The organism is Simplicispira sp. GW247-4R2A (assembly GCF_059424465.1).
This window is the reverse complement of sequence record NZ_JBWKZM010000007.1, coordinates 68,020-91,606: the sequence shown is the minus strand read 5'-3', so window position 1 is coordinate 91,606 and position 23,587 is coordinate 68,020. Positions and strand designations below refer to the sequence as shown.

The window sequence follows — 23,587 nt, the reverse complement described above, 5'->3', positions numbered from 1 at the left end:
AACGTCTATTTCCATGACCTGGACCACCCCTGCCGACTTGCGCGCCCAGGTGCAAAAACTCTGGGACAAGGGTGATCTGTTGCGCACTTGCGTGCAGAGTGAGGTTATGCCGCCAAGGCGTCTGCGGCTGACGGGGCCGGGCTCGACCGACTTGTCCGAGCGCTTTGACGAGGTGCGGGTCTGGATGAAGGCACTGGGTTGCCATGCGCTGCCTGGCGAGGCGCCGCGCTATCGCATTGTGCTGCGTGAATTCCGCCATCGCGTGCTGGGGGCGTGTGCGGTGCCGGATGCGGTCTGGCTGGATTCGCTGGACGACGCGCTGGCGCTGATCGGAAAGCAGCAAGAGGCCAGGCGTTTTGCCAGCCTGATGCAAACCACGCGCGCGCAGCAACCCGCCTTGCTGCAGTGGCTGGAAAAACGGCCGCTGAATGCGCTGGCCTTGGCCGATGCCTGGCCGTGCCTGTTGGCGGTCGTCGCCTGGTTGCAAGCGCATCCACGTCCTGGCATCTATTTGCGCCAAGTTGATTTGCCCGGGGTGGACAGCAAGTTCATTGAGGCGCACCGGGGGGCGCTCATGGAACTGCTGGATCTGGCTTTGCCGCAGGAGGCCCTGGATGCCCATGCCACCGGCGTGGGGCAGTTCTGCCAGCGTTACGGTTTCAAGGACAAACCCCTGCGCATCCGCTTTCGCCTGCTGGATGCCTCGGTCTCACCGTTCGCCCCAGCGGAGCTGCCATCGGACGCGGACCAGGACATCACGCTGACTCAGGCCGACTTTGCCCGCCTGGTGCTGCCGGTCCAACGGGTGTTTTTTACCGAAAACGAAGTCAACTTTCTGGCCTTTCCACCTTTGCCGGGCAGTCTCGTGATTTTTGGCGCGGGTTATGGATTTGAGATGCTGGCTGGCGCACGCTGGCTGCATGGTTGCCAGCTGTACTACTGGGGCGATATTGATACGCACGGCTTCGCCATCCTGGACCAGTTGCGCGTCCGTCTGCCGCAGGTGCAATCCTTGCTGATGGACCGTGCTACCTTGCTGGCGCACCAAAGCCAGTGGGGGAACGAGCCGCAGCCGGTGCTGCGCGTATTGCCACGACTGGATGCGGCTGAGGCTGCGCTGTTGGATGATTTGCGCAGCCACCGGCTGGGTGTGCGGGTGCGCCTGGAACAGGAGCGCCTGGGTTTTGAGTGGGTGAAAGCGGCCTTGGCCGCAACAGACAGTGAAATGGCATGATTTTTAAAGAAAAATGGGCGCTAGGCCAGGTGGAGCAAGCGCAAGCAGCTATTTTTTTTATAGTATCCGAGGTTATGGAGGTGCACCCGTGACGGCGCGTTGCGTCATGGTGCTGGGCACCACCAGCGGCGCCGGCAAAAGCTGGCTCACCACCGCGCTGTGCCGCTACTACAGCAACCTGGGCCTCAAGGTGGCGCCGTTCAAGGCGCAGAACATGAGCAACAACGCCCGCGTGGTCGAGGGTGTCGACGGCGCCTGGGGCGAGATCGGCTCGGCGCAGTACTTCCAGGCCCTGGCCGCGCGTGCCGTGCCTGAAGTGCGCATGAACCCGCTCTTGCTCAAGCCCGAGGCCGACACGCACAGCCAGGTGGTGCTGCTGGGGCAGGTGAGCGAGCTGCTCACCGCGCTGCCCTGGCGCGGCCGCAGCGCCGTGGTGTGGCCGCAGATCGCCGCCGCGCTCGATGCGCTGCGCGCCGAGAACGACGTGGTCGTCATCGAAGGCGCGGGCTCGCCCGCCGAGACCAACCTGCACGCCAGCGACATCGTCAACATGCGCGTGGCGCGCCATGCCGGCGCGCGCTGCCTGCTGGTCACCGATATCGACCGGGGCGGCGCCTTTGCCCACCTCTACGGCACCTGGGCGCTGCTGCCCGAGGACGAGCGCGCGCTGATCCACGGCTTCGTGCTCAACAAGTTCCGGGGCGACGCCAGCCTGCTTGCGCCTGCGCCGCAGCACCTGCAGGAGCGCACCGGTGTGCCCACCGTGGCTACCATTCCCATGCAGTGGCACCATGGCCTGCCCGAGGAAGATGGCGTGTTCGACGACCGCAGCACCACGCCCGGCGCCGTGCACACCACCGTGGCCGTGGTGGCCTACCCGCGCATCAGCAACCTCGACGAATTCCAGCCGCTCAAGAACGTGCCCGGCCTGCGCCTGCTCTGGGTGCGCAGCCCGGCCGATGTGGCGGGCCTGCGGCCGGCCGACTGGATCGTGCTGCCCGGCTCCAAGGCCACCGCCGCCGACCTGGCCTGGCTGCGCGCGCAGGGGCTGGACCGTGCGATTGCCGCGCATGCAGGGCAGGGGGGCACCGTGCTGGGCGTGTGCGGCGGCCTGCAGATGCTGGGCGAGGCGCTGATCGACCCCGAAGGGATCGACGGCAACGGCCCCGGCCTGGGCCTGCTGCCGCTGGTCACCGTGTTCGAGCCCGCCAAGACCGTGCAGCGCACTGCGGCGGCCTTCGGCCAGCTTGTCGGCGCCTGGGCACCGCTTTCGGGCGTGCGCGCCGAGGGCTACGAGATCCACCACGGCCAGACGGCCCAGCACCCCGCCATGGCCGCCAAGGGCGACGTGGCGTGGGGCGTCATGCCCGGCATCGCCTGGCAGAACCCGGCGGGCAATGTGCTGGGCGTGTACCTGCACGGTTTGTTCGAGGACGCCGCCGTGCTGCACGCCCTGTTTGGCGCCCAGGCGCCCACGCTGGAGACGGTGTTTGACGGGCTGGCCGATGGCGTGGCCCGGCACTTCGAGCCCGGTGTGCTGGATGCCCTCATCGCGCCGTAAATTGCGGCTGCTATCATCCGCGCCCTCAGGTGCCCGATGTTGCAAGAGCGGCCCACAAAACTCAGCGAAGCGGTTCTGGCTAGGCGCTTCGGCGCAGGCAGTACGAGCAGTACGGCAAGACGCAGCAACGATGCCAGAAGAGTTTTGTGAGCCGCTCTAAAGCAAAGGGAGAATCGGGAAGGCGGTGCAACTCCGCCGCGTGCCCAACGCTGTAAGGATGATGACCCCCGCTCAATGCCACTGGCCGCCAAGGCCGGGAAGGCGCGGGGGCCAGAGGAATCCAAGCCAGAAGACCGGCCTGAATATTCAACGCGCTGCAAGGCCAGGCAGCGCGCTACCTATTCACGCACAGGGGACTGCCATGAATACCAGCGCGGCGGCGCAAGCCACGCCCAGCGCTCACGCCTTCACGCAAGAAGCGCGCGACGCCATTTACCACGCCATCTTTTCACGCCGCGACGTGCGCGGGCAGTTCTTGCCCACGCCCGTGCCCGATGAGGTGCTCAGCCGCATCCTCACCGCCGCGCACTACGCGCCCTCGGTGGGCTTCATGCAGCCCTGGAACTTCCTCGTGGTGTGCTCGCAGGGCACCAAGCGCCGCGTGCACGATGCTTTTGCCAAGGCCCATGCCGAGGCCGCCGACATGTTCGAAGGCGAGAAGCGCACGGTGTACCAAAGCCTCAAGCTCGAAGGCATCGTCGAGTCGCCCATCGGCATCTGCATCACCTGCGACCGTGGGCGCACCGGCCCGGTGGTGGTGGGGCGCACCCACATGAAAACCATGGACTTGTACAGCAGCGTCTGCGCCGTGCAAAACCTGTGGCTCGCCGCGCGCGCCGAGGGGCTGGGCGTGGGTTGGGTCAGCATCTTCCACCAGGCCGACCTGCAGCAGGCGCTGGGCATTCCCAAGGGCATCACCCCCATCGCCTACCTGTGCGTGGGCTACGTGAGCCACTTCCACCCCAAGCCCGAGCTGGAAACCGCTGGCTGGCTGCCGCGCCTGCCCATGGAAGACCTCGTGTACTTCGAGCAATGGGGCCAGCAGGACGACCAGCAGCCGCTCATCGCCCATTTGCAGCGCGACCAGGCTGCCGCCCAGCGCGGGCGCGAAGCCACCGCCTGAGCCTCGCCTGACCCCGCCGCAGCGTGCCGGGCCGGCCCGCTGCGCACCACCCCATCCAAGGCGCAGGCCCCGGTGCACACGGGCCGCGCCACACCCTCATTGAAAGTTGAACCACGCCATGACCACCCAGTTCCCCCTGATTGCCGACATCTCCAACGCACCACTCACCCAGGCCCTGCAGCACAAGCTGGATCACAAAACCAAACCGCTGGGCTCGCTCGGCCGCCTGGAAAGCCTGGGGCTCGCACTCGGGCAGATTCTGGGCACCGAAACCCCGGCGCTGCACCAGCCGCAAATGGTCGTCTTCGCGGGCGACCACGGACTGGCCGCGCGCGGCGTGTCGGCCTTCCCGAGCGACGTCACCTGGCAGATGGTCGAGAACTTCCTCGCCGGTGGCGCCGCCGTGAGCGTGCTGGCGCGCCAGCACGGCCTGGCGCTCACCGTGGTGGACTGCGGTGTGGCGCGCGACATCGCCCCGCGCGAGGCCGCCCCCGGCCAGCCGCGCCTGCTGCTGCGCAAGGTGGCGCCCGGTACGAACGACGCCAGCAAAGGTCCGGCCATGAGTGCCGAGCAATGCGCCCAGGCGCTTAGCCACGGCATCGAACTGGTGCGCGAACTGCCCGGCAACGTGCTGCTGCTGGGCGAAATGGGTATCGCCAATACCTCGGTCGCCTCGCTCTTGCTGGCGCGCCTGTGCGGCCTGTCGCTGCAGGATTGCACCGGCGCGGGCACTGGGCTCGATGCCGCAGGTATCGAGCGCAAGCGCGCCGTGCTGCAACAGGCGCTGGACGCCAACGCCGCCGCCGCCACGCCGCTCGATGCCCTGGCCGCGCTCGGCGGCTACGAGGTGGCCACCATGGTCGGCGCCGTGCTGCAGGCCGCGCATGAGCGCCGCGTGATTCTGGTAGACGGCTTCATCACCAGCGCCGCAGTGCTCGTGGCCAGCCGCCTGCAGCCCCTGGTGCTGCAACGCTGCGTGTTCGCCCACCGCTCGGGCGAGCGCGGCCATCAGCTCATGCTCGCGCAAATGCAGGCCGAGCCGCTGCTGGACCTGGGCTTGCGTCTGGGCGAAGGCTCCGGCGCCGCGCTGGCCTGGCCGCTGCTGCAATCGGCCTGCGCCATCTTGCGTGAGATGGCTAGCTTTGAGGCGGCGGGGGTGTCGAAAAAGACATGAGGAGCGGGACTGCTGGCCTCAACCCGCACGGGACGGGTGTCGTCGTCAGGCGACGCCAGTTGCCGCAATCAAATCGCAGAAAAGGATGTGTGGCGGGTTACGGAGCATTGATTCAAAGCGATGCAGTGCCTCTTTAACGGGTGCTGACGTCAAGTGCGCTTCACATGCAGCAGCATCCCGATAAAGCTCATAGATCACAAAGGTGTTGGGATCGGTTTTCTGACGATGCACTGCGTATTGGATGGTGCCTGATTCCGTGCGCGCCACTTCGACCAACTCGCACAGAATGTTTTCGACCTCATGGGCGTGGGAGTCTTTGGCGTTCAATTCTGCAAGCAAGAGATGCATGATTTCGGAGTCCTCGGGTTGAATGGAATTGCCATCATGGTTCATGCACGCAGGGATGTATTGAAAAAATGCGTCTTGGTACGGGCTGTCTTGAGGTGGCGCCCTGGTGGCTCGGCTGCCAGTCTTTGGAAGTGGCGTATGAAGTGGGATTGGTCGCTGTATCCATGTGCCAGGGCGGCATCTGCTACGTCTGTGGCGCCATCGAGCATGAGGGTGCGAAAGGTTTTTTGGAAGCGCGCAAGGTTGCGCATTTCTACAGGGGACTGTCCTGCAATGGCCATGAAACGGCGTTCCAATTGGCGTCGCCCGATTCCTAGATGCTTGGCCAACTGATCAATGGTGAGTTCGACGCACCGTGCGTAGAGAAGAGATGCCGCGTGTTCATACACAACGTCAGGCCTTTGCTGTGCGATTTGCTCCAGAAGGAAAACCTGAATCAGGCGGAGTCGTTCTGCATGCGTTTCTGTACTGGCAATTTGGCTGCTTAGATTCTTGCCTGCCATTCCCCACAGATCTTCTGGGGACAGCACCTTGTCCATGAAATCGGAGCTTGGTACCTCAGTGAACCGGTAAACCATCCCGGCTCGGAACCGTATGGCGATAAAGCCAACATCGCTGGCTGGCAGTAAGTCAATGGTTTTGTCGCGCAGGCAAAACAGATGGGCAGCACCGCAAGACTGAATCTGCCCCGCATGGGTAAGCTGTTGAAAAGGGGTACGGTAGTGGAAATACAACTCGGCACCAACTCCCGGCAGCAGCCGGGGTAGGGCGATCTGTTCGTTGCCATCGCTTTCCCAGCCCCAGAACCGATCAATGTAGGGGGCCAATATGCTGTTGGGCAGTGACTGAAAGGTGCGCATCATTCACGCCTGATTAGATGCAGGTAGATGCGATCACTCTGAAAAAGATAGCTTTTAACGCAATAGGGACAGTGTTGCAGGCTATTTTGTTCAAATCTGACTGACACGTGGTACCAGGGTGCGCCGCCTACTCCGCCAAATGGCACACCGCCTCAATGTTGTTGCCCTCGGGATCAATGACGAAGGCGCCGTAGTAGTGCGCGTGGTATTCGGGGCGCAGGCCAGGGGCGCCGTTGTCCTTGCCGCCGGCGGCGATGGCGGCGGCGTAAAAAGCATCCACTTGGGCGCGGGTCTGGGCCTTCCAGGCCAGGTGGCAGCCTGTGGTGGCCGGCGGGCCGCCGTAGGGCGAGGGGCCGTCGATGAACCACACGTCGGCCTTCTTGCCGTCGGGCTCGGCAGGGTCGGGGTAGGCGAACCCGAGGATGCTCATGCCGTAGTTTCCTTCGAAAGAAACGCTGTAGCCCAGGGGCGCGAGGGCGGCGCCGTAAAACGCCTTGGCGCGCTGGATGTCGGTGACGCGGAAGGTCATGTGGTCAAGCATGGGGTGGCTCCTGTGGGGTGGTTAGGGTCGTGCATACGTTGCACACCGATACTGTATATATATACAGTTTTGTTTGGCAAGAGGCCCGTGAACCTGCTCAAAGGCCGGTGCGCGGGGCGCCGCAGCACGCCAGCTTCAGGCTGCGCAGGTTTGGTTGCGGCCCCGTTCCTTGGCCTGATACATCGCCGCGTCGGCGCGGCCGAGCATGGCGTCCACCGTGTCTTCGGGGCCGCGCCATTGGGTTACGCCGATGCTGGCGGTGCAGTCAAGTGCGTGGCCAGTGGTCAGTGCGGTGCGAATGCGCTCTGCCACGGGCAGCGCCGCTTCGGTGGCGGTGTTGGGCAGCAGCACCAGAAATTCCTCACCGCCATAGCGCCCAAAGCGGTCGGCGCGGCGCAGGGCGGCGCGGGTGCATTCGGCAAAGTGGGCCAGTACCCGGTCGCCGTGCTGGTGGCCGTGGGTGTCGTTGATGGCCTTGAAGTGATCCAGGTCGATCATCATCAGCGAGAACGCCTGCCCGTAGCGCAGGCTGCGTTCGTGTTCGTCCTCGCAGAAATCGAGAATGGCGCGGCGGTTGAGCGTGCCGGTCAGCACATCGTGCGTGGCCATGTGTTCCAGCTCGGTGCGCACACGGTCCGTGGCCATGAGCACTGCGCCAATGGAAAGCAGCAGCACGGCCAGCACGTAGGCGCCGAGGTAGAAGGACTGCACGGTGGAGGCGTCCATCAGGTCGCCAACTTCGGGTACAGAAAGTACGCTTTGCAGCCGCACCAGCAGCACGCACAGGTGCAGCGCCAGGGTCACCTGCACCATGCGCACCGGGAAATTGCGGTTGCCGCTCAGCCAGAGGAACACCAACGTGCTGCTGTGGACCACGGCGATGGCTGCGGTGACAATGGCCACGCGCATGCGGTAGGACGGCTCGGGCCCGGTAAACCAGGCCAGGCACAGCATGACCAGCGCGAATGCAACCACGATTCGGCGCCATTTGGCGGTTTGACCGAAGAAGCAGCGGCAGCCCACATGGAACAGGACGAAACCCAGCAAGATCAGTCCGTTGCCTAGCCAGCGTCCCATTTCTTGAGGCCATGGACCGGGGGCGGCGAAGAAAACCGTGGCAATCAGCCAGACGGCGGGTGCCAGTGCCCAGTAGCCCAGCCCCAGGATGCTGGGAGGGTAGTAGCGCCGCATGAAGCCCAGCACCAATCCCATCACCAACGCCATGAAGCCGCCCATGGCAATCAGGGAACGCGGATCAAGGGAATTCATGCGTAGAAAGTGTGGGGTGCGCAGGCGGGTGGTAATTTTCAGTATAGCCAGCGGCGTGCACGCTATTGGGGGTGGAGCGTTTCGCAATATTTGGAAGTTTATGGGCCGTACTGCTTACAAATAAAGAACTTATAGCTACAAAATACATAGCTATACGCCGACCTTAGGGGTGTGGTGTTTTGGGCTTGTAGTCGCAATACGGTGCGACCAGGCATTCCCAGCAGCGCGGCTTGCGCGCCTGGCAGACGTAGCGGCCCAGCAGAATCAGCCAATGGTGCGAATGCACGGCGTATTCGGGCGGCACGCGCTTGAGCAGTTGCTGCTCTACCGCCAGCGGCGTTTTGCCCGGCGCCAGGCCTGTGCGGTTGCTGACGCGAAAGATGTGTGTGTCCACCGCCATGGTGGGCTGGCCAAAGGCCACGTTGAGCACCACGTTGGCGGTCTTGCGGCCCACGCCGGGGAGCTGCTCGAGGGCTTCGCGCGTGTCGGGCACCTGGCCGCCATGTTGCTCGACCAGCATGCGGCAGGTCTCCATCAGATGCCGGGCCTTGCTGCGGTACAGGCCGATGGTCTTGATGTGCTCCTCCAGCGCCTCCAGCCCCAGATCAAGAATGGCTTGCGGCGTGTTCGCTAGGGGGAACAGTCTGCGCGTGGCCTTGTTCACGCCCACGTCGGTGGCCTGGGCGGAAAGCAGCACGGCAACCAGCAGTTCGAACGGGCTGGTGTACTCCAGCTCGGTTCGCGGCTCGGGGTTGGCTGCCTGCAATGCGGCAAAAAAGGGTGGGATCAGTGCGGTTTTCATGGGTAGCGCTTGTTGGATGGGCAGCCCGGCCACTATAGAAGAGGCGGGATCGGGGCGCCGCACGGCTTTGCGGCCAAGCCGCAAGCGGCGCCGCGCGCGCGGAGCCCGTATGCTTCAAGCAATTTTCCCCTGGATGTCCTATGCGCCTTGTGCTCCTGACCCTGCTTTCCATGTTGGCCTTTGCCGCCAATTCGTTGCTGTGCCGTCTGGCGCTGGCCAGCGGCTCCATCGACCCGGCCAGTTTTTCCGCCATTCGCCTGGCCTCCGGCGCGGCCATGCTGGTGGTGGTGATGCGCGTGCGCAAGGTGTCGCCCATCGCGCGGGGCGGCTGGGTGCCAGCCTTTTGGTTGTTTGCCTACGCGGCCGCGTTTTCGTTTGCCTACGTTCGCCTGCCTACGGGTGTGGGGGCCCTGCTGCTGTTTGGCGCTGTGCAGGCGACTATGGTGGGAGCGGGCCTGTGGCGCGGCGAGCGCCTGTTGCCCCGCCAGTGGTGCGGGCTGGTGCTCGCCATGGGCGGCTTGGTGGCACTGCTGCTGCCGGGTTTGAGCGCGCCGTCGCCCGGCAGCGCGGCGCTCATGCTCGCGGCCGGCGTGGGCTGGGGCGCGTATTCGCTGTATGGGAAGAAGGCGCTGGATCCCGGCGCGGCGACGGCGGGCAATTTCGTGCGGGCTGTCCCGTTTGCCGCGCTGCTGGTCGCCGTGTGCGCCACGCAGTTGTCGGTGAGTGGTGCCGGGCTGGTCTACGCTCTGTGTTCGGGGGCCGTTACCTCGGGTTTGGGCTACATCGTCTGGTACACCGTGTTGCCGCGCTTGCGCTCCAGCGCCGCCGCCTCGGTACAGCTGAGCGTGCCGATGCTGGCGGCACTGGGTGGCACGCTGCTGCTGGGGGAAGCCTGGACGCAGCGCCTGAGCTGGACGGGCCTGGCCATCCTGGGCGGCATCGCGCTGGTGGTGCTGGCACCAAAACGGCCGGCGTGAGTGGCTCGATGGCGGCGTGCGCCGTGCGCCGCGCCTCAGCGTTTCGCCGCGCGCCGGCTCCACCAGGTGAACGCATCTTCCTGCAGTTCGATGTCGAGTTCCGCCACCCGCGCCTGCATGCGCTCCTGCGCCTGCGCCACCGCCAGGTTGTAGACCGCGGGGCCAATCTCGGCGAGGAAGAAGTTCAGCAAGGCGCCTGCGGCCATGTTGCCGATGCGCTCGCCGTGTTCTTCCGAGAAGTAGCGCTCGATGGAGGCAATGGCAGCGGTTCGGGTCTCTTTGGGCAGTTCGATGGGCATGGCCGGCAGTCTACGGTGCATGCGGCGTAAACGCAGGAAAACCGCTTGCGGTTTTGGGACAATTGCGCCCAGACTTTACGGAACCCCACCATGCCATTGCAATTTGCCGACCGCCTGAACAACGTTGAAACCTCTGCCATCCGCGAGCTTTTCAAGCTGCTGGGCAAGCCCGGCATCATCAGCTTTGCCGGGGGGTTTCCCGACAGCGCCATGTTCGACGTGGATGGCATCCGCGCTGCCAGCAACGCAGCCCTGGATGAAGAACCCGGCGCGGCGCTGCAGTACGGCGCCACCGAGGGCTACCAGCCGCTGCGCGAGCAGCTCGCCGCCTTCATGGCCAGCAAGGGCGCGCAGGATGTCGCGCCCGAGAACCTCATCGTCACCACCGGCAGCCAGCAGGCGCTTGATTTGCTTGGCAAGACGCTGATCAGCCCCGGTGACAAGGTCATTGTCGAAGGCCCGACCTTTCTGGCCACCATCCAGTGTTTTCGCCTGTACGGTGCCGAACTCATCAGTGCGCCCATTGATGGTGATGGCGTGCAGACCGATGTGCTGGAGCAGCTCATCGCCGAACACCAACCGAAGTTTGTTTACCTGATTCCCACCTTTGGCAACCCCAGCGGTGCGCTGCTGCCGCTGGAGCGCCGCAAGAAGGTGTTGGAACTGGCCGTCAAGTACAACACCCTGGTGGTGGAAGACGACCCCTATGGCGACCTGTATTTCGGCGAGGCACCGCCGCCCAGCCTGTTGGCGCTCTCTGCCCAGGTGCCCGGCAGCCGCGAGCTGCTGGTGCATTGCGGTTCCTTGAGCAAGGTGCTCTCGCCCGGCTTGCGTGTGGGCTGGATGATTGCCCCGCCCGAGCTGCTGGCCAAGGCCACCATGTGCAAGCAGTTCAGCGATGCCCACACCAGCACGTTTGCCCAGGCCACGGCGGCGCAGTACCTCAAGGCCGGCCGCATGCCGGCCACGCTGGCCAGGGTGCGCGCGGTGTACGCCGAACGCGCACAGGCCATGGGCGATGCGCTGCGCAAGGAGCTGGGCGATGCCATCGCGTTCGTGCAGCCCCAAGGCGGCCTGTTTGTCTGGGCGCGGCTGACGGGAGCGGGCGGCAAGGTGGCCGATGGCAATGTGTTTGCCAAGCGCGCCATTGAAAAAGGCGTGGCTTTTGTGCCGGGCGCGCCATTCTTCTGCTCCCAGCCCGACAACGCCACGCTGCGCCTGTCGTTCGCCACCGCCGACGCGGACAAGATTCGCGAAGGCGTGGTGCGCCTGGCGCATGCCCTGTAAACGCCATGCAGGATGCAAACAATAGCGACCAGCGGTTCGAGAGCCTGGAAGTGAAGCTCAGCTACCTGGAAGACCTGGTGGATGGGCTCAACCTCAACATCTACCGCCAGCAGGAACAGATCGACCGGCTGGCGCGCGAGCTGGTCCAATTGCGCCAGCAGGCGCCGGGCGCTGAAGGCGGTGAGCGCAACCCGCGCGACGAAATGCCCCCGCACTATTGACAGCGGGCGGTATTTGCACAGGGTTTGTTGCTATTTATAAGATAGCTTATGGCGCTTTCTGGGTAAGCGCTAGAGGCCATTTTCTATCTAAGTTTCCTGATGCTCTGGTCCGAGGGAGTCCGTGTGTGAAGGCCCGCCGCCCGCATTGAACGCTACCCGGTCACGTCCCCCGCGCTTGGCGTTGTACAGCGCTTGATCGGCGCGGTCGAGCAATTCGTGCAGGCTGCGGTCTACAGAACGCAGGTTGGCCAAGCCCACACTGACCGTCACGCTCAAGCGTTCGCCGGTGGCGGTTGTGAGCGGCATGGTGCGTACGCCCTCGAGAATGCGTGTGGCGACCTCGCTGCCGCTGTCGGCGTCGGTCGTGCGCAGCAGTACGCAGAACTCTTCGCCACCCAGGCGCCCCACGGTGTCGCTGGCACGCAGTTGTGCGCGCACCGCCTGCGCAAAGGCCACGAGGACCCGGTCGCCCTCAAGGTGGCCATTGCGATCGTTGATGTTCTTGAAGTGGTCCAGGTCGAGCATCAGCAGGCACATGGCCTGGCCGTTTCCCATCGCCTCGGCCCAGGCCTGCTCGGCAGCGTCGAGGAATGCGCGGCGGTTGGCCATGCCGGTGAGCATGTCGGTGGTGGCCAGGCGCTGCAGCTCGCGTTCGAGGTTTTTGCGCTGCGTCACGTCGCGGTAAATGCCCTCGACACCGGCGAACTGGCCGTTGTGGTCGAACAAGGCATGGCTGCTGATGGAAATGTCGATGATGCAGCCGTCCTTGCGCACCATCTGGCCTGGAAAATCCGAGACTTCCCCATGCGCCATGATGGCGGCCTTGAAGGCATCCCGGTCGCTGCTTTCCGGGTAATACGACTCGGCGGTGCGGCCTTCAATCTCGTGCGGTTCGTAGCCGAGTACCCGGCGCACGCCGGGGCCTACGTGCTGTACCACGCCCTGGGCGTTGGTGCGGTAGTACACGTCCTGCATGCTTTCGAACAGGCGCCGGAAGTTTTGCTCACTTTGGCGCAACTGCTGCTGGATTTCACTCTGGTGCGTCATGTCCAGGCCGCACATCAGCACGGCGGGCGCACCTTCGACCACCAGGGCCACGCTGGAGATCAGCACCATGCGCAGGTTCCCAAGGCTGGTGCGGAGTCGGAATTCCGAGGGTTTGTTGGGCGCTGTAGCGGGCTCCACCGCCTGGCTGCTGACGCGGTAGATGCGCTCACTCGAGCGCTGCTTGTCCAGCGGGTGCACGAATTCATTGGTCGTGTGGCCGTGGAGCTGCTCAGGCGATGCCACTTCGAGCAGCGCTGCGCTGGCGGCATTGGCATACACGATGACGTCGTTGCGCGCCAGCAGCACCGCGCCGGGCAGAGCATGCAGCAGTTCTTGCAGGGCGGACATCGCAATCATGGCCGTGGACAGGTTCAGTGAACGAATATTGTGGCACTTTGCTTCCCCCTGTAACCATGGGCTTACAAGCAGAGCGCTACCATTGGCCATGAAAAAGACTTTTTCCCTGCAGGTCGAGGGCCTGCACCCCGACCGGCGCCTGGACGCCATCAAGCACGAAATTCGCAAATACCTGCGCCGTGAACGCAGCAAGGCGCTGCCAGAGGGCGCTGATTTTTGGGATTTTGATTGCCGCTTCGCCGTGCCGCCGAACGCGCCCGAGCCTGTGGCGGTGGGGTCTGTCATGGAGCGGGTGGACGCGGCGGCCGCTGCACAGGCCGAACAGTTCTACCTGGAGGTGCTGGCACGCGCAGCCAAGCGGGCGCCCCGTATCCATCCGACCGAGAACGCTGACGGTACGCCGCTTGCTGCTGCGCCTTACGTAGGCGACTGATCGGGCTGTTGGCCCGAATCCAACGGGGGTAGCAGGCCCGCAGCGCGCAATTTGTCCTTCTTGCTGGGGCGCTTGCCCTTGATGCCGCCCGCGCCCGCGACGGCTTGCGCGGGCGCCTCGGTGGGTTCGAAGCCGGGCAGCACCTCGCGCGCCAGCTGCATGCCCAGACGTTTTTCAATCAACTGCATATGCGGCTCGCTCTGCGGCACGACGAAGCTCACCGCGACCCCTTGCTCGCCTGCTCGGGCCGTGCGGCCAATGCGGTGCACATAGTCGGCGCTGGAGCGCGGCAGGTCGAAGTTGACCACCGCCGGCAACAGGCTGATGTCGAGCCCCCGTGCGGCAAGGTCGGTGGTCAGCACCACCTGCCAGCGGTCGGCCTTGAATTCTTCCAGTACCTGGCGCCGCGCGCCCTGGCTGAGACCCCCGTGAAACGGCGTGGCGAAAATACCGGCCTTGTAGAGCTTCTCCGCCACGTGTTCCGCCGTGTACTGCGTGGCGACAAACACCAGCACGCGGCTCCACGCTTCCTGCGTGACGAGGTGGCGCAGCAGCTGCGTGCGCTTTTCTGGATCGACAGCAATGCTGCGCTGCGCGATGGCCGGCGCCTCTTGCACTGCATCGACCCGGATATGCACGGGGCCATCCAGCAAGGCTTTTGCCAGTGCCTGCACCTTGCCCGGAAACGTTGCGGACAGGAGCAGGTTCTGCCGTTTGGCCGGCAGCAAAGCCAGCACTTGTGCAAGTTCGTCGGCGAAACCGAGGTCGAGCAGGCGGTCGGCCTCGTCGAGGACCAGGGTCTGCACATTGTCCAGCCGCAGCGCGTTTTGGCGCACCAGATCGAGCAGGCGCCCCGGCGTCGCCACGACGATATCGGCGCCGCCGCGCAGCGCCATCATTTGCGGGTTGATCGAGACACCGCCGAACGCGAGTGCCACTTCCACACGCGGCGAGCAGGCTGCGGAAAAATCGCGCAGCACGCCGCCGCACTGCGCAGCCAATTCGCGTGTCGGCACCAGCACCAGCGCCTGCACCCGGCGTGGGCGCCCGCTGGGCTGGGCCGCAACGCGCTGCAGCAAGGGGAGGGCGAAGGCAGCGGTTTTGCCCGAGCCCGTGGGCGCCTGTGCCAGCACATCACGGCCGGCGAGCACGGCGGGCAGCATCTCTGCCTGGATGGGGGTGGGTGCGGTGTAGCCGCGCGTTTGCGCAGCCTGGGCGAGGGCGGTGTGGAGGCCGAGTGCAGAAAAAGGCATGGAAGGCCCAAGAGAAGAAAGGGGAGGCGTGGGCAGTGGGCGATTGTGCTCCGCCGCCGCGATAATCCGGCCGCATGAACTTTGTTGACGACCCAGGGGCCATTGTCCACAGCATTCAGCTGGCGGTCGCACCGGTATTTTTGCTGACGGCCGTCTCGGGAATGATAGGCACGGTGGCCAACCGCCTGGCCCGCATCGTTGACCGGGCACGGGTGCTGGAGGCGCAGCGGCGCAACGTCGAAGATGCGGATGTCCACGCCCGCACCGTGGCGGAGCTGGCGCTGCTGCGGACTCGGGGTTGGCTGGTCACGCTGTGCATTGGCCTGCTGACGCTGTGCGGTTTTCTCATCGGGCTGACCATTCTTTTTCTGTTTTTGGGGCAGACCACCGAGTTCAACAGCCCCCGCTGGGCCGTTGGAGGTTTTTTGACGGGCGTGATGTGCTTCCTTGGGGCGCTGGTGCTGTTTTTCGTCGAAACGGTTGCCGCCACCCGCATCCTCAATTTTGGCTACGCCAGCAGGCTGCCATGAGCCGTTTGCAGCGTACCGCCGGCTTGGGTGGCCTGGTGTATTCCACAGAGCAGGGGCGCATGTGCCCCACCTGCCGCCAGCCGGTGGCCGACTGCCTCTGTGCAAAAAGTGCGGCGCCCGTGGGCGACGGGGTTGCCCGCGTGGCCCGCGATACCCAGGGCCGGCGCGGCAAGGCCGTCACCGTGGTGCGCAGCGTGCCTCTGGCAGCAGATGCCTTGGCACAGTTGGCACGTGAGCTGAAGGCGGCCTGCGGCGTGGGTGGCACGCTCAAGGCGGGCGTCATCGAGCTGCAGGGCGACCACGTGGAGCGCGTGCTCGCCGAGCTGAGCGCGCGCGGCCTGCGTGCCAAGCGCGGTACGTGATCTTCACGCGTCTGCCGGTTCCAGCCAGGCACCCGCTGCCGCCATGACGCAGTGGCTGAGGCGCGCCAAAGGCGCCTGCGCGCTGCGCAGGTGCACCCAGAACAGTGGAATGTGCAGGTCGGTGTTGGGCAGTACGCGTACCAGCCGGCCATCCGCCAACTGCTCCGCCACAAGGGCCAGGGGGTGCATGCCCCAGCCCAGGCCGCGCTCGCAGCCCCGTACGTAGCCATCGTTGGACGGCACGTAGTGGTGCGGCGGGTGCGCCCGGGCCGGCAGGCCTAGTTGTGCCAACCATTGTTCCTGCAGGCGGTCTTTGGGGTCGAAGGTCAGCATGGGGGCTGTGGCCAGGGCCTCTACCGACACACCCTGCGGCCAATGGCGTGCGGCAAAGCCAGGGCTGGCGGCGGCCACATAACGCATGGTGCCCAGCGGCCAACTGTTGCAGCCGGCAATGGCGGCCGTTGTGGCCGTCACGGCGGCCAGTACCTCGCCCTCGCGCAGGCGCTGAGCCGTGTGCTCCTGATCGTCTAGACGCAGATCGAGCAGCTCATTGCCGGTATCGGTGAAGGCTGCCAAGGCGTCCATGAACCAAGTCGAGAGCGAGTCGGCATTAATGGCGAGCTTGAGCGTCGGCGCGGTCGCCGCCTGGCCGGCCAGGCTTGGGTGGCTGCGCCGCAACTGGTGCTCCAGCAACGCCACCTGTTCGAAATGCAGGCACAGCTGGCGCCCGGCGTCGGTGCCCGTGCAGGGGGAGCCGCGCAGCACCAGCACCTGGCCACAGCGCTCTTCGAGCTGTTTGATGCGCTGAGAAATGGCGGACGGTGTGACATGCAGGCGCCGTGCGGCGCGCTCGAAGCCACCCTCTCGTACCACGGCGGCCAAAGCTTCAAGGGCAGCGTAGTCAAACATCAGCAATGCTTAATCATGGTTAGAAAAATGAAGTGTACTTAACATTGCCCGTTGACCAGAATGGCGGCATGTGGATTGCAAATGCCGTTTCTTCCTGGCTCGCTGGCTTTACCGTGTGTTTTGCACTGGTGGCGTCGATTGGTGCGCAGAATCTTTTCGTTTTGCGCCAGGTGGTCAGTGGTCGGCATGTGCGGGCCTGCGTCGCCTGGTGCGTGTTGAGCGATGCCCTGTTGATTACGGTCGGCGTGGCTGGCATGGCGCAAATGCTGGCGAACCGGCCTGTGCTGGCGCAGGCGCTCAGCCTGGGCGGCGCGGTGTTTTTGCTGTGCTACGGCCTGCTGGCCTGGTCGCGCTTGCTGCCCCGGCGTGCTGCTGCAGAAGCAACAAAGTCAGCCGAGGCCGCAGCTCCCACCAAGCGTGCCGTGCTGCTGGCGCTAGCCGCCATCACGCTGCTCAATCCACATGTGTATCTGGACACCGTGGTGCTGATGGGCTCTATGGGCGCGCGCGAGGCTGGCTTTCTCAAGGCGGCGTTTGTGGCTGGCGCGGCATCGGCCAGCCTGGCGTGGTTTTTGTTCCTCGCACTTGCTGGCCGGAAGTTGCAGGGCTGGTTTGCGCGCCCCCAGTCCTGGCGGGTGCTGGACGCGGCAACGGGCTGCATGATGCTGGTACTGGCCTGGTGGGTGTGGTCGGGCACGCAGGCCGCTTGATGCCAACCCGCTTGAGCGCGCAGCAGTGCGTGTCAGTTGCGATGCGCAAAGGTGGGAAGCGTGCCGAAATACCCCTGAAACAGATTGCGTGCAATGCCGTGCGCCGTGAACTGCAGTTCGCGGGCGTCGTCAGGCTCGAACAGGCGTTCGGTGTGCTCGCCCCATAGCCGTACCCAGGCAGAAAAATGCGCTGGCGTGACGTCCTCAAGCGCCATGTGCTTGCCAAAGACGTTGCCACTGAACGACTTGCTGCCCAGCGCCACGGTGCTCCAGAACTCCACCATGCGATCAAGGTGGGGCTCCCAGCGCTCGGCGAGTGCGTGCTCGAACACCGGCCCTAGCAGGGGATCGGCACGCACATCGGCGTAGAACGAATGCACCAGTGTGGCCAAGCGCTCCCTGGTGACCGGGCCGCGCTCGCAGCTTGGTGTGGCGGGGGTGGCTGGCTGGCTCAGCTGCATCCGCAAGAGCTCCCGCAACCGCCGTTGTCTGCCGCTACCGGTTCAAATTGCGGGAACAGCATGTTGTTTTCGGTGTGAATGTGGTTGACCAGGTCGTCGGCAAACTGTGCAATGCCGGTGTAGAGCGCACGCCAGGTGTTGCAGGCGCCGGCTGGCGGGTTGGCGTCGTTGGTCATTGCAAGCAGTCGCTCCAGCGCCGCGCCGTGGTCCACGTGCTCGGCGCGCATCATGCCGATGGGCTGCGTGACAAAGGGGTTGCCGCCAGTTTTAAGCATGGGGAAAAGAATGGCCTCTTCCTTGTGCATGTGGGTAAGCAGCTCGGCCTGCAATTCTTCCAGAAGATCGCCCAAACCCGCCGGCACGTTGGGGTTTTCGCGGTGCACGACCTCAACGCGCCGTGCCATGCGGATCAGCTCGGGCAATTGTTCGCGGTGCACATCGTGGTAGCGTGCAATGATGTGGTCCACCATCTCGGCTGGCGTTGCGGCTTCGGGGGCGCTCGTGGGGCGGTTGAGTGTCGCCAGCTCTGCCAGGACGGAATCCAGCGCCAGGCCTTTGTCGGCCACGGCCTGCTCCAGTGCTATTTGGCCACCGCAACAAAAGTCGAGTTTCAGGCGGCGAAAGACGGCAGTCGCTCCCGGCAATGCCACGGCAATGCTGCCGATGGTGGCTTGCGGGGTCAGTGCCAGGGTGGGGTTCAGGGCGTCAACGCGGGCGTTCATGGGGTTTATCCTTAAAGAGGCATGTTGCGTGAATATTTTATCGCAATAAAATTCCAGAGTGATCTCTCTACCAACCCGAATGTGCCTATGCGACTGACCCAGTGGACGGACTACACGCTGCGCGTGCTGATGTACTGCGCAGCTTGCGACGGACGGTCCCAGCCAGTCACCATTACCGAAGTGGCGGAGAGCTACGGGATCTCGCGCAGCCATCTGACCAAAATCGTGCAGCAGCTTGCCGCCGCCGGACTGCTGGAAACCACGCGGGGCAGGGGCGGCGGCATGCGGTTGATGCGGCCTGCGGGTGAGATCAACGTGGGTGTCGTGGTGCGCGCCACCGAGACCGATTTCAGCCTCGTCGAGTGCTTTGATTCGGCCACCAACCAATGCCGGCTGAGCAGCCACTGCCGGTTGCAAGGCATCCTGGGCGAGGCGATGCACAGCTTTTTTGCTGTGCTTGATCGTTATACGCTGGCCGACCTTTTGGTTGCCAACCAGCCGCAACTGGCGGGGCAACAAAATATGAGCCTTGTGCGGCTGGTGCCGGGATTGCCCAGCCGTGAGATTCCGCAAGCCGCCGCGTCGATCGGCATACCGGCCTTCACACCTTTTCAGGCGGCATCAGTTCCAGCAGACGATCCAACCCGCCCTCGTTGATCGCCACGTTGGCGTGCGCCCGCACGGCTGGCTTGGCGTGGTAGGCCACCGAGAGCCCGGCAGCGCCCATCATGGGCAAATCATTGGCGCCGTCGCCTACGGCAATGGTCTGCGCGGGTGAAATACCCATGAGCGAGGTCAGTTCCAGCAAGGTACGGCGCTTTTCCGCGCCATCGCAGATATCGCCCCAGGTCTGGTCGAGCATGCGTCCGGTCAGCACGCCGTCGCGCACTTCCAGTTGGTTGGACCGCGCGAAGTCGATGCCCAGCCCGGCGCGAACGCGGTCCGAGAAAAATGTGAAGCCACCCGAGACCAGCAAGGTCGCCAGCCCGGCCGCCTTGGCTGCGGTGACCAGCTGCTGTGCCCCTGGATTGAAACGCAGCCGCTGTGTGTAAACCTGCTCCAGGTGGCTCATCGGCACGCCTTTGAGCAGCGCCACACGCTGGCGCAGGCTTTCCTTGTAATCAGATATCACGCCCTGCATGGCGGCTTCGGTAATGGCCGCTACCTCTGCCTTGCGGCCAGCGGCATCGGCGATTTCGTCGACGCACTCGATGTTGATCAGCGTGGAATCCATATCGAACGCAATCAGGCGGAAATCGGCAAGGCGCAGGGGCGCGTCTGCGCCTTGAACGATGAGGCCAGGGGCAAATTCGCGGGCAGTGGTCATGGGCGTTAAGTTTTGTGCAAATAAAGTGTGTCGGACCAGGTGGCAAGCCACTCGGGTTTGAACGCGACAAAGATAGCGGTCAGCATACCGGTGACAAAGGCATCGCCCCAGGCTGTCAGCCAGTGAGCCACCAGCGACAACTCCTTGTTCAGCCCAGGTTGCGTCGGGCCTGACCATTGCAGCAAGGCGCTGGCAGCAAACAAGCAGGCGGCCGCGCCCAGAAACCCGCGCCCGAGCACATAGACGAACAAATGCGGCCCAATCACGCGGCGAATGGCTGCGCCAAGGCCTAGTGCCAAAGTGGCAGGCAGAACGCCGCGCCAGAAGGCCAGCATCACCACGATTTCCCAGGGTTGGCTGCCCAGCAAGCCGGCCATCAGGGCGATGGTGCACAAGGTGGGGACCGCCAGCGGCCAGCCCAGCATGAGCAGCACCAGGCAGGCAAATGACCAGTGCATTTGCAAAGGCATGGTGTGCATCCAGGGCAGGGCCCACAGCCAGGGCAGCACCACCAGGCTGCCCAGCAGCGGGGAGACCAATGCGCCACCGCGCAGGAACTGCCAGGGCCGCAGCCACAGCGCAGTCGCCAATGCAAGTGCCAGCAAAATAGCCGTAATCGTCAGCATGCTGAAGGGGCGGTGCGTCAGTCGGCCAGCGTTACTACCACCGGCGCGTGGTCGCTGGGTTGCGGGTTCTTGCGCGGTGCGCGGTCAATGGTGCAGGCGCGCACGCTGGGGCGCAGCGCCTCGCTCACCAGGATGTGGTCGATGCGCAATCCCCGATTTTTCTGGAAACCCAGCATGCGGTAGTCCCACCAGGAGTAGCTTTTTTCTGGCTGCTCGAACAATCGATAAGCGTCATGCAGCCCCAGCGCCAGTAGCGCCTGGAAATGGTCTCGCTCCTCTTGCGTGTGGTGGATAGTGCCCGCCAGGCCGATGGGGTCGTACGAATCGCGGTCTTCCGGTGCCACGTTGAAGTCGCCCACCAGCACCAACTGCGGGTGCGCGACCAGCTCAGTGCGCAACCAGTCCTGCAGCGCCTGCAGCCACTGCATTTTGTAAGCGAACTTTTCGCTGTCTGGTGCCTGGCCGTTCACAAAGTAGCCATTGACCAGGCGCAGCGCGCCATGTGGCGTGTCCAGCGTGCCGGCAATGACGCGCGCTTGCGTGTCCTCTGAGCCGGGCACGTTGCGCACCACGTCGCGCAGGGGCTTGCGGCTCAGGATGGCCACGCCGTTGTAAGTCTTTTGGCCGAAAGCAGCGGCTTCGTAGCCCGCCTCGCGCAGCGCCTCGTGGGGAAACTTGTCGTCGGTGAGCTTGAGTTCTTGCAGGCACAGGGCATCGACCGGGTTGGCGGCCAGCCAGGCGAGCACCTGGGCCAGGCGCACGGTCAGTGAGTTGATGTTCCAGGTGGCAATTTGCATGGTGTCTCGGGAAACAGGCCGATGGGCCAAGCCAGAAGGGTGGGTCGGAGGCGGTCGCTAGCGACCGCGCGTGGGCAAGCGTTTGCATTGTCCCATTTGCCACGCTCGGTCAGCCAAGGCATGCGCCAGCGCTGTAAACCGGCCGACAGTGCAGGAATTTTGTTGCACCAGCAAAAGATTCATCTAATCTTCGGCATAATAGATGCAAACGCGAATCAATATCAATATGACAAAAAACCTTCTTTTGCGTCCTTTTTACCTCAGTGGCCTCGTCAGCGTTTCGGCCTTCTCGTCCCTTCAAGCGCTCGCTCAGTCCGATACCAGCTTGCCACCGGTCACCGTAAACGCCAGCCGCGACAGCACCAAGCTGCCGCTCGCCGCGACCGTGCAGGCCGAGCGTGAGAAGTTGGCACAGGTGCCTGGAGGCACCAATCTGGCCGAGCCGCAAAAGGAAGCCCGTCTGGCCACACTGCGCGACGCCCTCGACTACCAGCCCGGCATCGTGCTGCAAGATTTTTTTGGCGGTACCGACCAGCCGCGCCTGGGGATTCGCGGCTCGGGCATCCAGAGCAACCCGGTCAACCGGGGTGTATTGCTGCTGCAAGACGGCTTGCCGCTCAATGAGGCCGATGGTTCTTTCATCATCGGAATGATCGAGCCGCGCAACGCCGCCTTCGTCAGCGCGTTGCGCGGCGCCAATGCCAGGTCGCCCGGCGCCACCATGCTGGGAGGGGAGCTGGATTTCGTGTCGATGACGGGTGCCGATGAACGCGGCCGTGTGCGCCTGGAGGGCGGCAGCTTTGGCCGGCGCGGCGCACAGGCAGCCGTGGGCGGTGTCGGCGAGCGCTTTGACAGCCGGGTGTCCATCAGCAGCGACCGTTACGACGGTTACCGCCACCATTCGGATTCGCGGCGCGACAGCTTGCAGGCCAACGTAGGCTTTCAGGGCGAGGGCGGGTTTGAGAACCGTACGTATTTGACCTGGACAGACCTGGCTTTTCACATTCCGAATGTGGTGCCCAAAGATCGCATCCACTCCGACCCGCGCGGTGTCATGGGCGACGGCAACACGCCTCAGGACACGCTGCTCAACGTCTACAAGCGCGATCCGCGCCGCGCTGCCACCCAGCTGCGCTTGGCGAACCGCTCGCGCTGGGGCAACGACACGTTGCGCCAGGAGGTGGGTGTGTACTGGCAAGACACCGACGACCTGTTCAACAACATGACCAGTTACACCGTCACGCACAGCTATACCACCGGCGCACAGTGGCAAGCCAGTGGGCGCCCAGCGGGCAGCGAAGGCGCCTTGGGCTGGCGCACAGCTGTGTCGTGGGCCGACAGCGCCATGGACCGTGACCTGTTCGCCACCAATCCCGCCAACGGCCAGGAGATGCAGCGCTTTGGCCGCTACAACCTGGGTGCGCAAAATTTGCAGGCGCTGGCAGCAGCTGATTGGCGGCTGGCGCCCGACTGGACCCTGCTGGGCAGCATGCAATGGAGCCATCTCACACGCGACGCGCAAAGCCGCGACACGGGCACGCAGCTCGACCAGAGCTGGAACTTTGCCACGCCCAAGGTCGGCGTGAACTGGGCGGCCACGCCCTCCACGCGCCTGTGGGCCAACCTGAGCCGCAGCCAGGAGGCGCCCACCTTCTGGGAAATCGTCAGCGCCACGGTGGCGCCCAACAGCCCGGCCACGGCCCAGGCCGAGTTGGTGCGCCTGCAGATGCAGCGTGCCACCACACTGGAACTCGGCGGCGCAGGCCAATGGGGCGCTGGCACCAACGCCCTGCACTGGACGGCTGCCGTGTACCGCAGTGTGCTGGCGGACGAGCTGATTTCAACCACCGACGCCAACGGCATCAAGGTCGGCACCTACAACTACCGTGGCGGCACGCGCCACCAGGGTGTGGAGCTGGGCCTCTCGGGCAGCCGGCGGATCGGTGTCGGTGCACTGGACTACCGTGCCAGCTGGACCTACAGCGACTTCCGGTTTCGGGGTGGCGAATACGCGGGCAAGCAGATTGCCGGTGTGCCGCGCCAGCTGATCAACGCCGAAGTGATGCTTCACATGGGTGCCTGGCGCTTTGGCCCCAACGTGCGCTGGATGCCCGTCAGCACCCCGACCGACCACGCCAACACGCCGGGTGCCGAGCAGGACGCCTATGCACTGCTGGGCCTCAAGCTCGAATGGCGCGACGGCCCTCTGGCGCTGTATGCGCAGGCCGACAACGTCACCGACCGGCGCTACGCCAGTGCCTACGCCATCCGCAACCAGGCCATCGCAGCGCAGCCGGGCTATCTGCAAGGCTTGGGGCGCAGCTTTACCGTAGGTTTGAACTACCAGTTCTAAGGGG

27 protein-coding genes and 1 riboswitch are annotated in these 23,587 nt (G+C 64.6%); of the genes, 13 read left to right on the top strand and 14 right to left on the bottom strand.

Annotation, left to right across the window (positions count from 1 at the left end; genetic code table 11):
• Positions 1-13 precede the first annotated feature (13 nt).
• From AC07ZH_RS07080 to cobT, 4 genes are all read left to right on the top strand, one after another.
• The gene (locus tag AC07ZH_RS07080; protein WP_495199127.1) at positions 14-1,234 is read left to right on the top strand and encodes a DUF3322 domain-containing protein; all 1,221 of its coding nucleotides are present in this window, start codon (positions 14-16) and stop codon (positions 1,232-1,234) included.
• Between the two features lie 106 nt (positions 1,235-1,340).
• Positions 1,341-2,795, top strand: coding sequence for a cobyric acid synthase (locus AC07ZH_RS07075; RefSeq protein WP_495199166.1), 1,455 nt, complete (start codon positions 1,341-1,343; stop codon positions 2,793-2,795).
• 131 nt (positions 2,796-2,926) lie between these two features.
• Positions 2,927-3,110: riboswitch (cobalamin riboswitch) on the top strand.
• Positions 3,111-3,156: 46 nt separating this feature from the next.
• Positions 3,157-3,918, top strand: a complete 762-nt coding sequence (gene bluB / locus AC07ZH_RS07070; protein WP_495199126.1) for a 5,6-dimethylbenzimidazole synthase — start codon at positions 3,157-3,159, stop codon at positions 3,916-3,918.
• A 118-nt stretch (positions 3,919-4,036) separates the two neighbouring features.
• Entirely contained in the window at positions 4,037-5,092 is a 1,056-nt protein-coding gene (cobT, locus tag AC07ZH_RS07065) for a nicotinate-nucleotide--dimethylbenzimidazole phosphoribosyltransferase (RefSeq protein ID WP_495199125.1), read from the top strand.
• Positions 5,093-5,137: 45 nt separating this feature from the next.
• Here cobT and AC07ZH_RS07060 read toward each other — a convergent pair whose 3' ends face one another.
• The 5 genes from AC07ZH_RS07060 to nth form a co-directional block, all read right to left on the bottom strand.
• Positions 5,138-5,485: a putative quinol monooxygenase gene (locus AC07ZH_RS07060; protein WP_495199124.1), complete on the bottom strand. Its 348-nt coding sequence runs from the start codon at positions 5,483-5,485 to the stop codon at positions 5,138-5,140.
• Positions 5,482-6,303, bottom strand: coding sequence for an AraC family transcriptional regulator (locus AC07ZH_RS07055; RefSeq protein ID WP_495199123.1), 822 nt, complete (start codon positions 6,301-6,303; stop codon positions 5,482-5,484). Before AC07ZH_RS07055 ends, AC07ZH_RS07060 begins: the two co-directional genes overlap by 4 nt.
• A gap of 124 nt (positions 6,304-6,427) precedes the next feature.
• On the bottom strand, positions 6,428-6,841 hold the full coding sequence (locus tag AC07ZH_RS07050; RefSeq protein WP_495199122.1) for a VOC family protein: 414 nt from the start codon (positions 6,839-6,841) through the stop codon (positions 6,428-6,430).
• 135 nt (positions 6,842-6,976) lie between these two features.
• Complete coding sequence (locus AC07ZH_RS07045) at positions 6,977-8,110, bottom strand: diguanylate cyclase (protein ID WP_495199121.1); 1,134 nt, start codon at positions 8,108-8,110, stop codon at positions 6,977-6,979.
• Between the two features lie 163 nt (positions 8,111-8,273).
• A complete protein-coding gene (nth, locus tag AC07ZH_RS07040; protein ID WP_495199120.1) occupies positions 8,274-8,912 on the bottom strand; it encodes an endonuclease III in 639 nt (212 codons plus the stop codon).
• A 140-nt stretch (positions 8,913-9,052) separates the two neighbouring features.
• Between nth and AC07ZH_RS07035 the strand changes: the two genes are divergently transcribed.
• Positions 9,053-9,889: a DMT family transporter gene (locus AC07ZH_RS07035; RefSeq protein WP_495199119.1), complete on the top strand. Its 837-nt coding sequence runs from the start codon at positions 9,053-9,055 to the stop codon at positions 9,887-9,889.
• A gap of 35 nt (positions 9,890-9,924) precedes the next feature.
• Here AC07ZH_RS07035 and AC07ZH_RS07030 read toward each other — a convergent pair whose 3' ends face one another.
• Entirely contained in the window at positions 9,925-10,188 is a 264-nt protein-coding gene (locus AC07ZH_RS07030; protein ID WP_495199165.1) for a DUF2164 domain-containing protein, read from the bottom strand.
• 96 nt (positions 10,189-10,284) lie between these two features.
• Between AC07ZH_RS07030 and AC07ZH_RS07025 the strand changes: the two genes are divergently transcribed.
• Both AC07ZH_RS07025 and AC07ZH_RS07020 read left to right on the top strand, forming a co-directional pair.
• Positions 10,285-11,475 (top strand): aminotransferase-like domain-containing protein, encoded by a 1,191-nt coding sequence (locus AC07ZH_RS07025; protein WP_495199164.1) that lies wholly within the window; start codon positions 10,285-10,287, stop codon positions 11,473-11,475.
• A 5-nt stretch (positions 11,476-11,480) separates the two neighbouring features.
• The gene (locus AC07ZH_RS07020) at positions 11,481-11,696 is read left to right on the top strand and encodes a SlyX family protein (protein WP_495199118.1); all 216 of its coding nucleotides are present in this window, start codon (positions 11,481-11,483) and stop codon (positions 11,694-11,696) included.
• A gap of 87 nt (positions 11,697-11,783) precedes the next feature.
• Here AC07ZH_RS07020 and AC07ZH_RS07015 read toward each other — a convergent pair whose 3' ends face one another.
• On the bottom strand, positions 11,784-13,091 hold the full coding sequence (locus tag AC07ZH_RS07015) for a sensor domain-containing diguanylate cyclase (RefSeq protein ID WP_495199117.1): 1,308 nt from the start codon (positions 13,089-13,091) through the stop codon (positions 11,784-11,786).
• A 97-nt stretch (positions 13,092-13,188) separates the two neighbouring features.
• Between AC07ZH_RS07015 and AC07ZH_RS07010 the strand changes: the two genes are divergently transcribed.
• Positions 13,189-13,533 (top strand): DUF6172 family protein, encoded by a 345-nt coding sequence (locus AC07ZH_RS07010; protein WP_495199116.1) that lies wholly within the window; start codon positions 13,189-13,191, stop codon positions 13,531-13,533.
• Here the strand turns inward: AC07ZH_RS07010 and AC07ZH_RS07005 are convergent.
• Positions 13,518-14,786 (bottom strand): DEAD/DEAH box helicase, encoded by a 1,269-nt coding sequence (locus tag AC07ZH_RS07005; RefSeq protein ID WP_495199115.1) that lies wholly within the window; start codon positions 14,784-14,786, stop codon positions 13,518-13,520. The two genes, AC07ZH_RS07010 and AC07ZH_RS07005, sit on opposite strands and share 16 nt — an antisense overlap.
• Positions 14,787-14,860: 74 nt before the next feature.
• Between AC07ZH_RS07005 and AC07ZH_RS07000 the strand changes: the two genes are divergently transcribed.
• Together AC07ZH_RS07000 and AC07ZH_RS06995 are read left to right on the top strand one after the other, a co-directional pair.
• Positions 14,861-15,316: a DUF2721 domain-containing protein gene (locus AC07ZH_RS07000; RefSeq protein ID WP_495199114.1), complete on the top strand. Its 456-nt coding sequence runs from the start codon at positions 14,861-14,863 to the stop codon at positions 15,314-15,316.
• Positions 15,313-15,678 carry a translation initiation factor Sui1 gene (locus AC07ZH_RS06995; RefSeq protein WP_495199113.1) on the top strand — a complete coding sequence of 122 codons (366 nt, stop codon included), beginning with the start codon at positions 15,313-15,315 and terminating at the stop codon, positions 15,676-15,678. The genes AC07ZH_RS07000 and AC07ZH_RS06995 overlap by 4 nt, the downstream gene beginning before the upstream one ends.
• A gap of 3 nt (positions 15,679-15,681) precedes the next feature.
• Here AC07ZH_RS06995 and argP read toward each other — a convergent pair whose 3' ends face one another.
• Entirely contained in the window at positions 15,682-16,587 is a 906-nt protein-coding gene (gene argP, locus AC07ZH_RS06990) for an HTH-type transcriptional regulator ArgP (RefSeq protein ID WP_495199112.1), read from the bottom strand.
• A 68-nt stretch (positions 16,588-16,655) separates the two neighbouring features.
• Between argP and AC07ZH_RS06985 the strand changes: the two genes are divergently transcribed.
• Positions 16,656-17,297, top strand: a complete 642-nt coding sequence (locus AC07ZH_RS06985) for a LysE/ArgO family amino acid transporter (protein WP_495199111.1) — start codon at positions 16,656-16,658, stop codon at positions 17,295-17,297.
• A gap of 32 nt (positions 17,298-17,329) precedes the next feature.
• On the opposite strand, the gene AC07ZH_RS06980 is transcribed toward AC07ZH_RS06985, so the two are convergent.
• Both AC07ZH_RS06980 and ytfE read right to left on the bottom strand, forming a co-directional pair.
• The gene (locus AC07ZH_RS06980) at positions 17,330-17,758 is read right to left on the bottom strand and encodes a group III truncated hemoglobin (RefSeq protein ID WP_495199110.1); all 429 of its coding nucleotides are present in this window, start codon (positions 17,756-17,758) and stop codon (positions 17,330-17,332) included.
• The gene (gene ytfE / locus AC07ZH_RS06975) at positions 17,749-18,480 is read right to left on the bottom strand and encodes an iron-sulfur cluster repair protein YtfE (RefSeq protein WP_495199109.1); all 732 of its coding nucleotides are present in this window, start codon (positions 18,478-18,480) and stop codon (positions 17,749-17,751) included. The genes AC07ZH_RS06980 and ytfE overlap by 10 nt, the downstream gene beginning before the upstream one ends.
• An 87-nt stretch (positions 18,481-18,567) precedes the next feature.
• Between ytfE and AC07ZH_RS06970 the strand changes: the two genes are divergently transcribed.
• The gene (locus tag AC07ZH_RS06970; protein WP_495199163.1) at positions 18,568-19,137 is read left to right on the top strand and encodes an RrF2 family transcriptional regulator; all 570 of its coding nucleotides are present in this window, start codon (positions 18,568-18,570) and stop codon (positions 19,135-19,137) included.
• On the opposite strand, the gene serB is transcribed toward AC07ZH_RS06970, so the two are convergent.
• Genes serB through AC07ZH_RS06955 form a run of 3 tightly spaced genes read right to left on the bottom strand, consistent with a single transcriptional unit; the run spans position 19,082 to position 21,230 of the window.
• On the bottom strand, positions 19,082-19,807 hold the full coding sequence (gene serB, locus AC07ZH_RS06965) for a phosphoserine phosphatase SerB (protein WP_495199108.1): 726 nt from the start codon (positions 19,805-19,807) through the stop codon (positions 19,082-19,084). The two genes, AC07ZH_RS06970 and serB, sit on opposite strands and share 56 nt — an antisense overlap.
• A 5-nt stretch (positions 19,808-19,812) precedes the next feature.
• Positions 19,813-20,430: a hypothetical protein gene (locus AC07ZH_RS06960; protein ID WP_425453085.1), complete on the bottom strand. Its 618-nt coding sequence runs from the start codon at positions 20,428-20,430 to the stop codon at positions 19,813-19,815.
• A 20-nt stretch (positions 20,431-20,450) separates the two neighbouring features.
• Entirely contained in the window at positions 20,451-21,230 is a 780-nt protein-coding gene (locus AC07ZH_RS06955) for an exodeoxyribonuclease III (RefSeq protein ID WP_119107817.1), read from the bottom strand.
• 226 nt (positions 21,231-21,456) lie between these two features.
• On the opposite strand from AC07ZH_RS06955, the gene AC07ZH_RS06950 reads away from it, so the two are divergent.
• Positions 21,457-23,583, top strand: coding sequence for a TonB-dependent receptor family protein (locus AC07ZH_RS06950; protein ID WP_495199107.1), 2,127 nt, complete (start codon positions 21,457-21,459; stop codon positions 23,581-23,583).
• The last annotated feature ends 4 nt before the right edge of the window (positions 23,584-23,587 follow it).

Coding starts and splice junctions, on each gene's coding strand:
- AC07ZH_RS07080 (WP_495199127.1), top strand. CDS start 14: ATGACCTGGACCACCCCTGCCGACTTGCGCGCCCAGGTGCAAAAACTC.
- AC07ZH_RS07075 (WP_495199166.1), top strand. CDS start 1,341: ATGGTGCTGGGCACCACCAGCGGCGCCGGCAAAAGCTGGCTCACCACC.
- bluB (WP_495199126.1), top strand. CDS start 3,157: ATGAATACCAGCGCGGCGGCGCAAGCCACGCCCAGCGCTCACGCCTTC.
- cobT (WP_495199125.1), top strand. CDS start 4,037: ATGACCACCCAGTTCCCCCTGATTGCCGACATCTCCAACGCACCACTC.
- AC07ZH_RS07060 (WP_495199124.1), bottom strand. CDS start 5,485: ATGAACCATGATGGCAATTCCATTCAACCCGAGGACTCCGAAATCATG.
- AC07ZH_RS07055 (WP_495199123.1), bottom strand. CDS start 6,303: ATGATGCGCACCTTTCAGTCACTGCCCAACAGCATATTGGCCCCCTAC.
- AC07ZH_RS07050 (WP_495199122.1), bottom strand. CDS start 6,841: ATGCTTGACCACATGACCTTCCGCGTCACCGACATCCAGCGCGCCAAG.
- AC07ZH_RS07045 (WP_495199121.1), bottom strand. CDS start 8,110: ATGAATTCCCTTGATCCGCGTTCCCTGATTGCCATGGGCGGCTTCATG.
- nth (WP_495199120.1), bottom strand. CDS start 8,912: ATGAAAACCGCACTGATCCCACCCTTTTTTGCCGCATTGCAGGCAGCC.
- AC07ZH_RS07035 (WP_495199119.1), top strand. CDS start 9,053: ATGCGCCTTGTGCTCCTGACCCTGCTTTCCATGTTGGCCTTTGCCGCC.
- AC07ZH_RS07030 (WP_495199165.1), bottom strand. CDS start 10,188: ATGCCCATCGAACTGCCCAAAGAGACCCGAACCGCTGCCATTGCCTCC.
- AC07ZH_RS07020 (WP_495199118.1), top strand. CDS start 11,481: ATGCAGGATGCAAACAATAGCGACCAGCGGTTCGAGAGCCTGGAAGTG.
- AC07ZH_RS07015 (WP_495199117.1), bottom strand. CDS start 13,091: ATGTCCGCCCTGCAAGAACTGCTGCATGCTCTGCCCGGCGCGGTGCTG.
- AC07ZH_RS07010 (WP_495199116.1), top strand. CDS start 13,189: ATGAAAAAGACTTTTTCCCTGCAGGTCGAGGGCCTGCACCCCGACCGG.
- AC07ZH_RS07005 (WP_495199115.1), bottom strand. CDS start 14,786: ATGCCTTTTTCTGCACTCGGCCTCCACACCGCCCTCGCCCAGGCTGCG.
- AC07ZH_RS07000 (WP_495199114.1), top strand. CDS start 14,861: ATGAACTTTGTTGACGACCCAGGGGCCATTGTCCACAGCATTCAGCTG.
- AC07ZH_RS06995 (WP_495199113.1), top strand. CDS start 15,313: ATGAGCCGTTTGCAGCGTACCGCCGGCTTGGGTGGCCTGGTGTATTCC.
- argP (WP_495199112.1), bottom strand. CDS start 16,587: ATGTTTGACTACGCTGCCCTTGAAGCTTTGGCCGCCGTGGTACGAGAG.
- AC07ZH_RS06985 (WP_495199111.1), top strand. CDS start 16,656: ATGTGGATTGCAAATGCCGTTTCTTCCTGGCTCGCTGGCTTTACCGTG.
- AC07ZH_RS06980 (WP_495199110.1), bottom strand. CDS start 17,758: ATGCAGCTGAGCCAGCCAGCCACCCCCGCCACACCAAGCTGCGAGCGC.
- ytfE (WP_495199109.1), bottom strand. CDS start 18,480: ATGAACGCCCGCGTTGACGCCCTGAACCCCACCCTGGCACTGACCCCG.
- AC07ZH_RS06970 (WP_495199163.1), top strand. CDS start 18,568: ATGCGACTGACCCAGTGGACGGACTACACGCTGCGCGTGCTGATGTAC.
- serB (WP_495199108.1), bottom strand. CDS start 19,807: ATGACCACTGCCCGCGAATTTGCCCCTGGCCTCATCGTTCAAGGCGCA.
- AC07ZH_RS06955 (WP_119107817.1), bottom strand. CDS start 21,230: ATGCAAATTGCCACCTGGAACATCAACTCACTGACCGTGCGCCTGGCC.
- AC07ZH_RS06950 (WP_495199107.1), top strand. CDS start 21,457: ATGACAAAAAACCTTCTTTTGCGTCCTTTTTACCTCAGTGGCCTCGTC.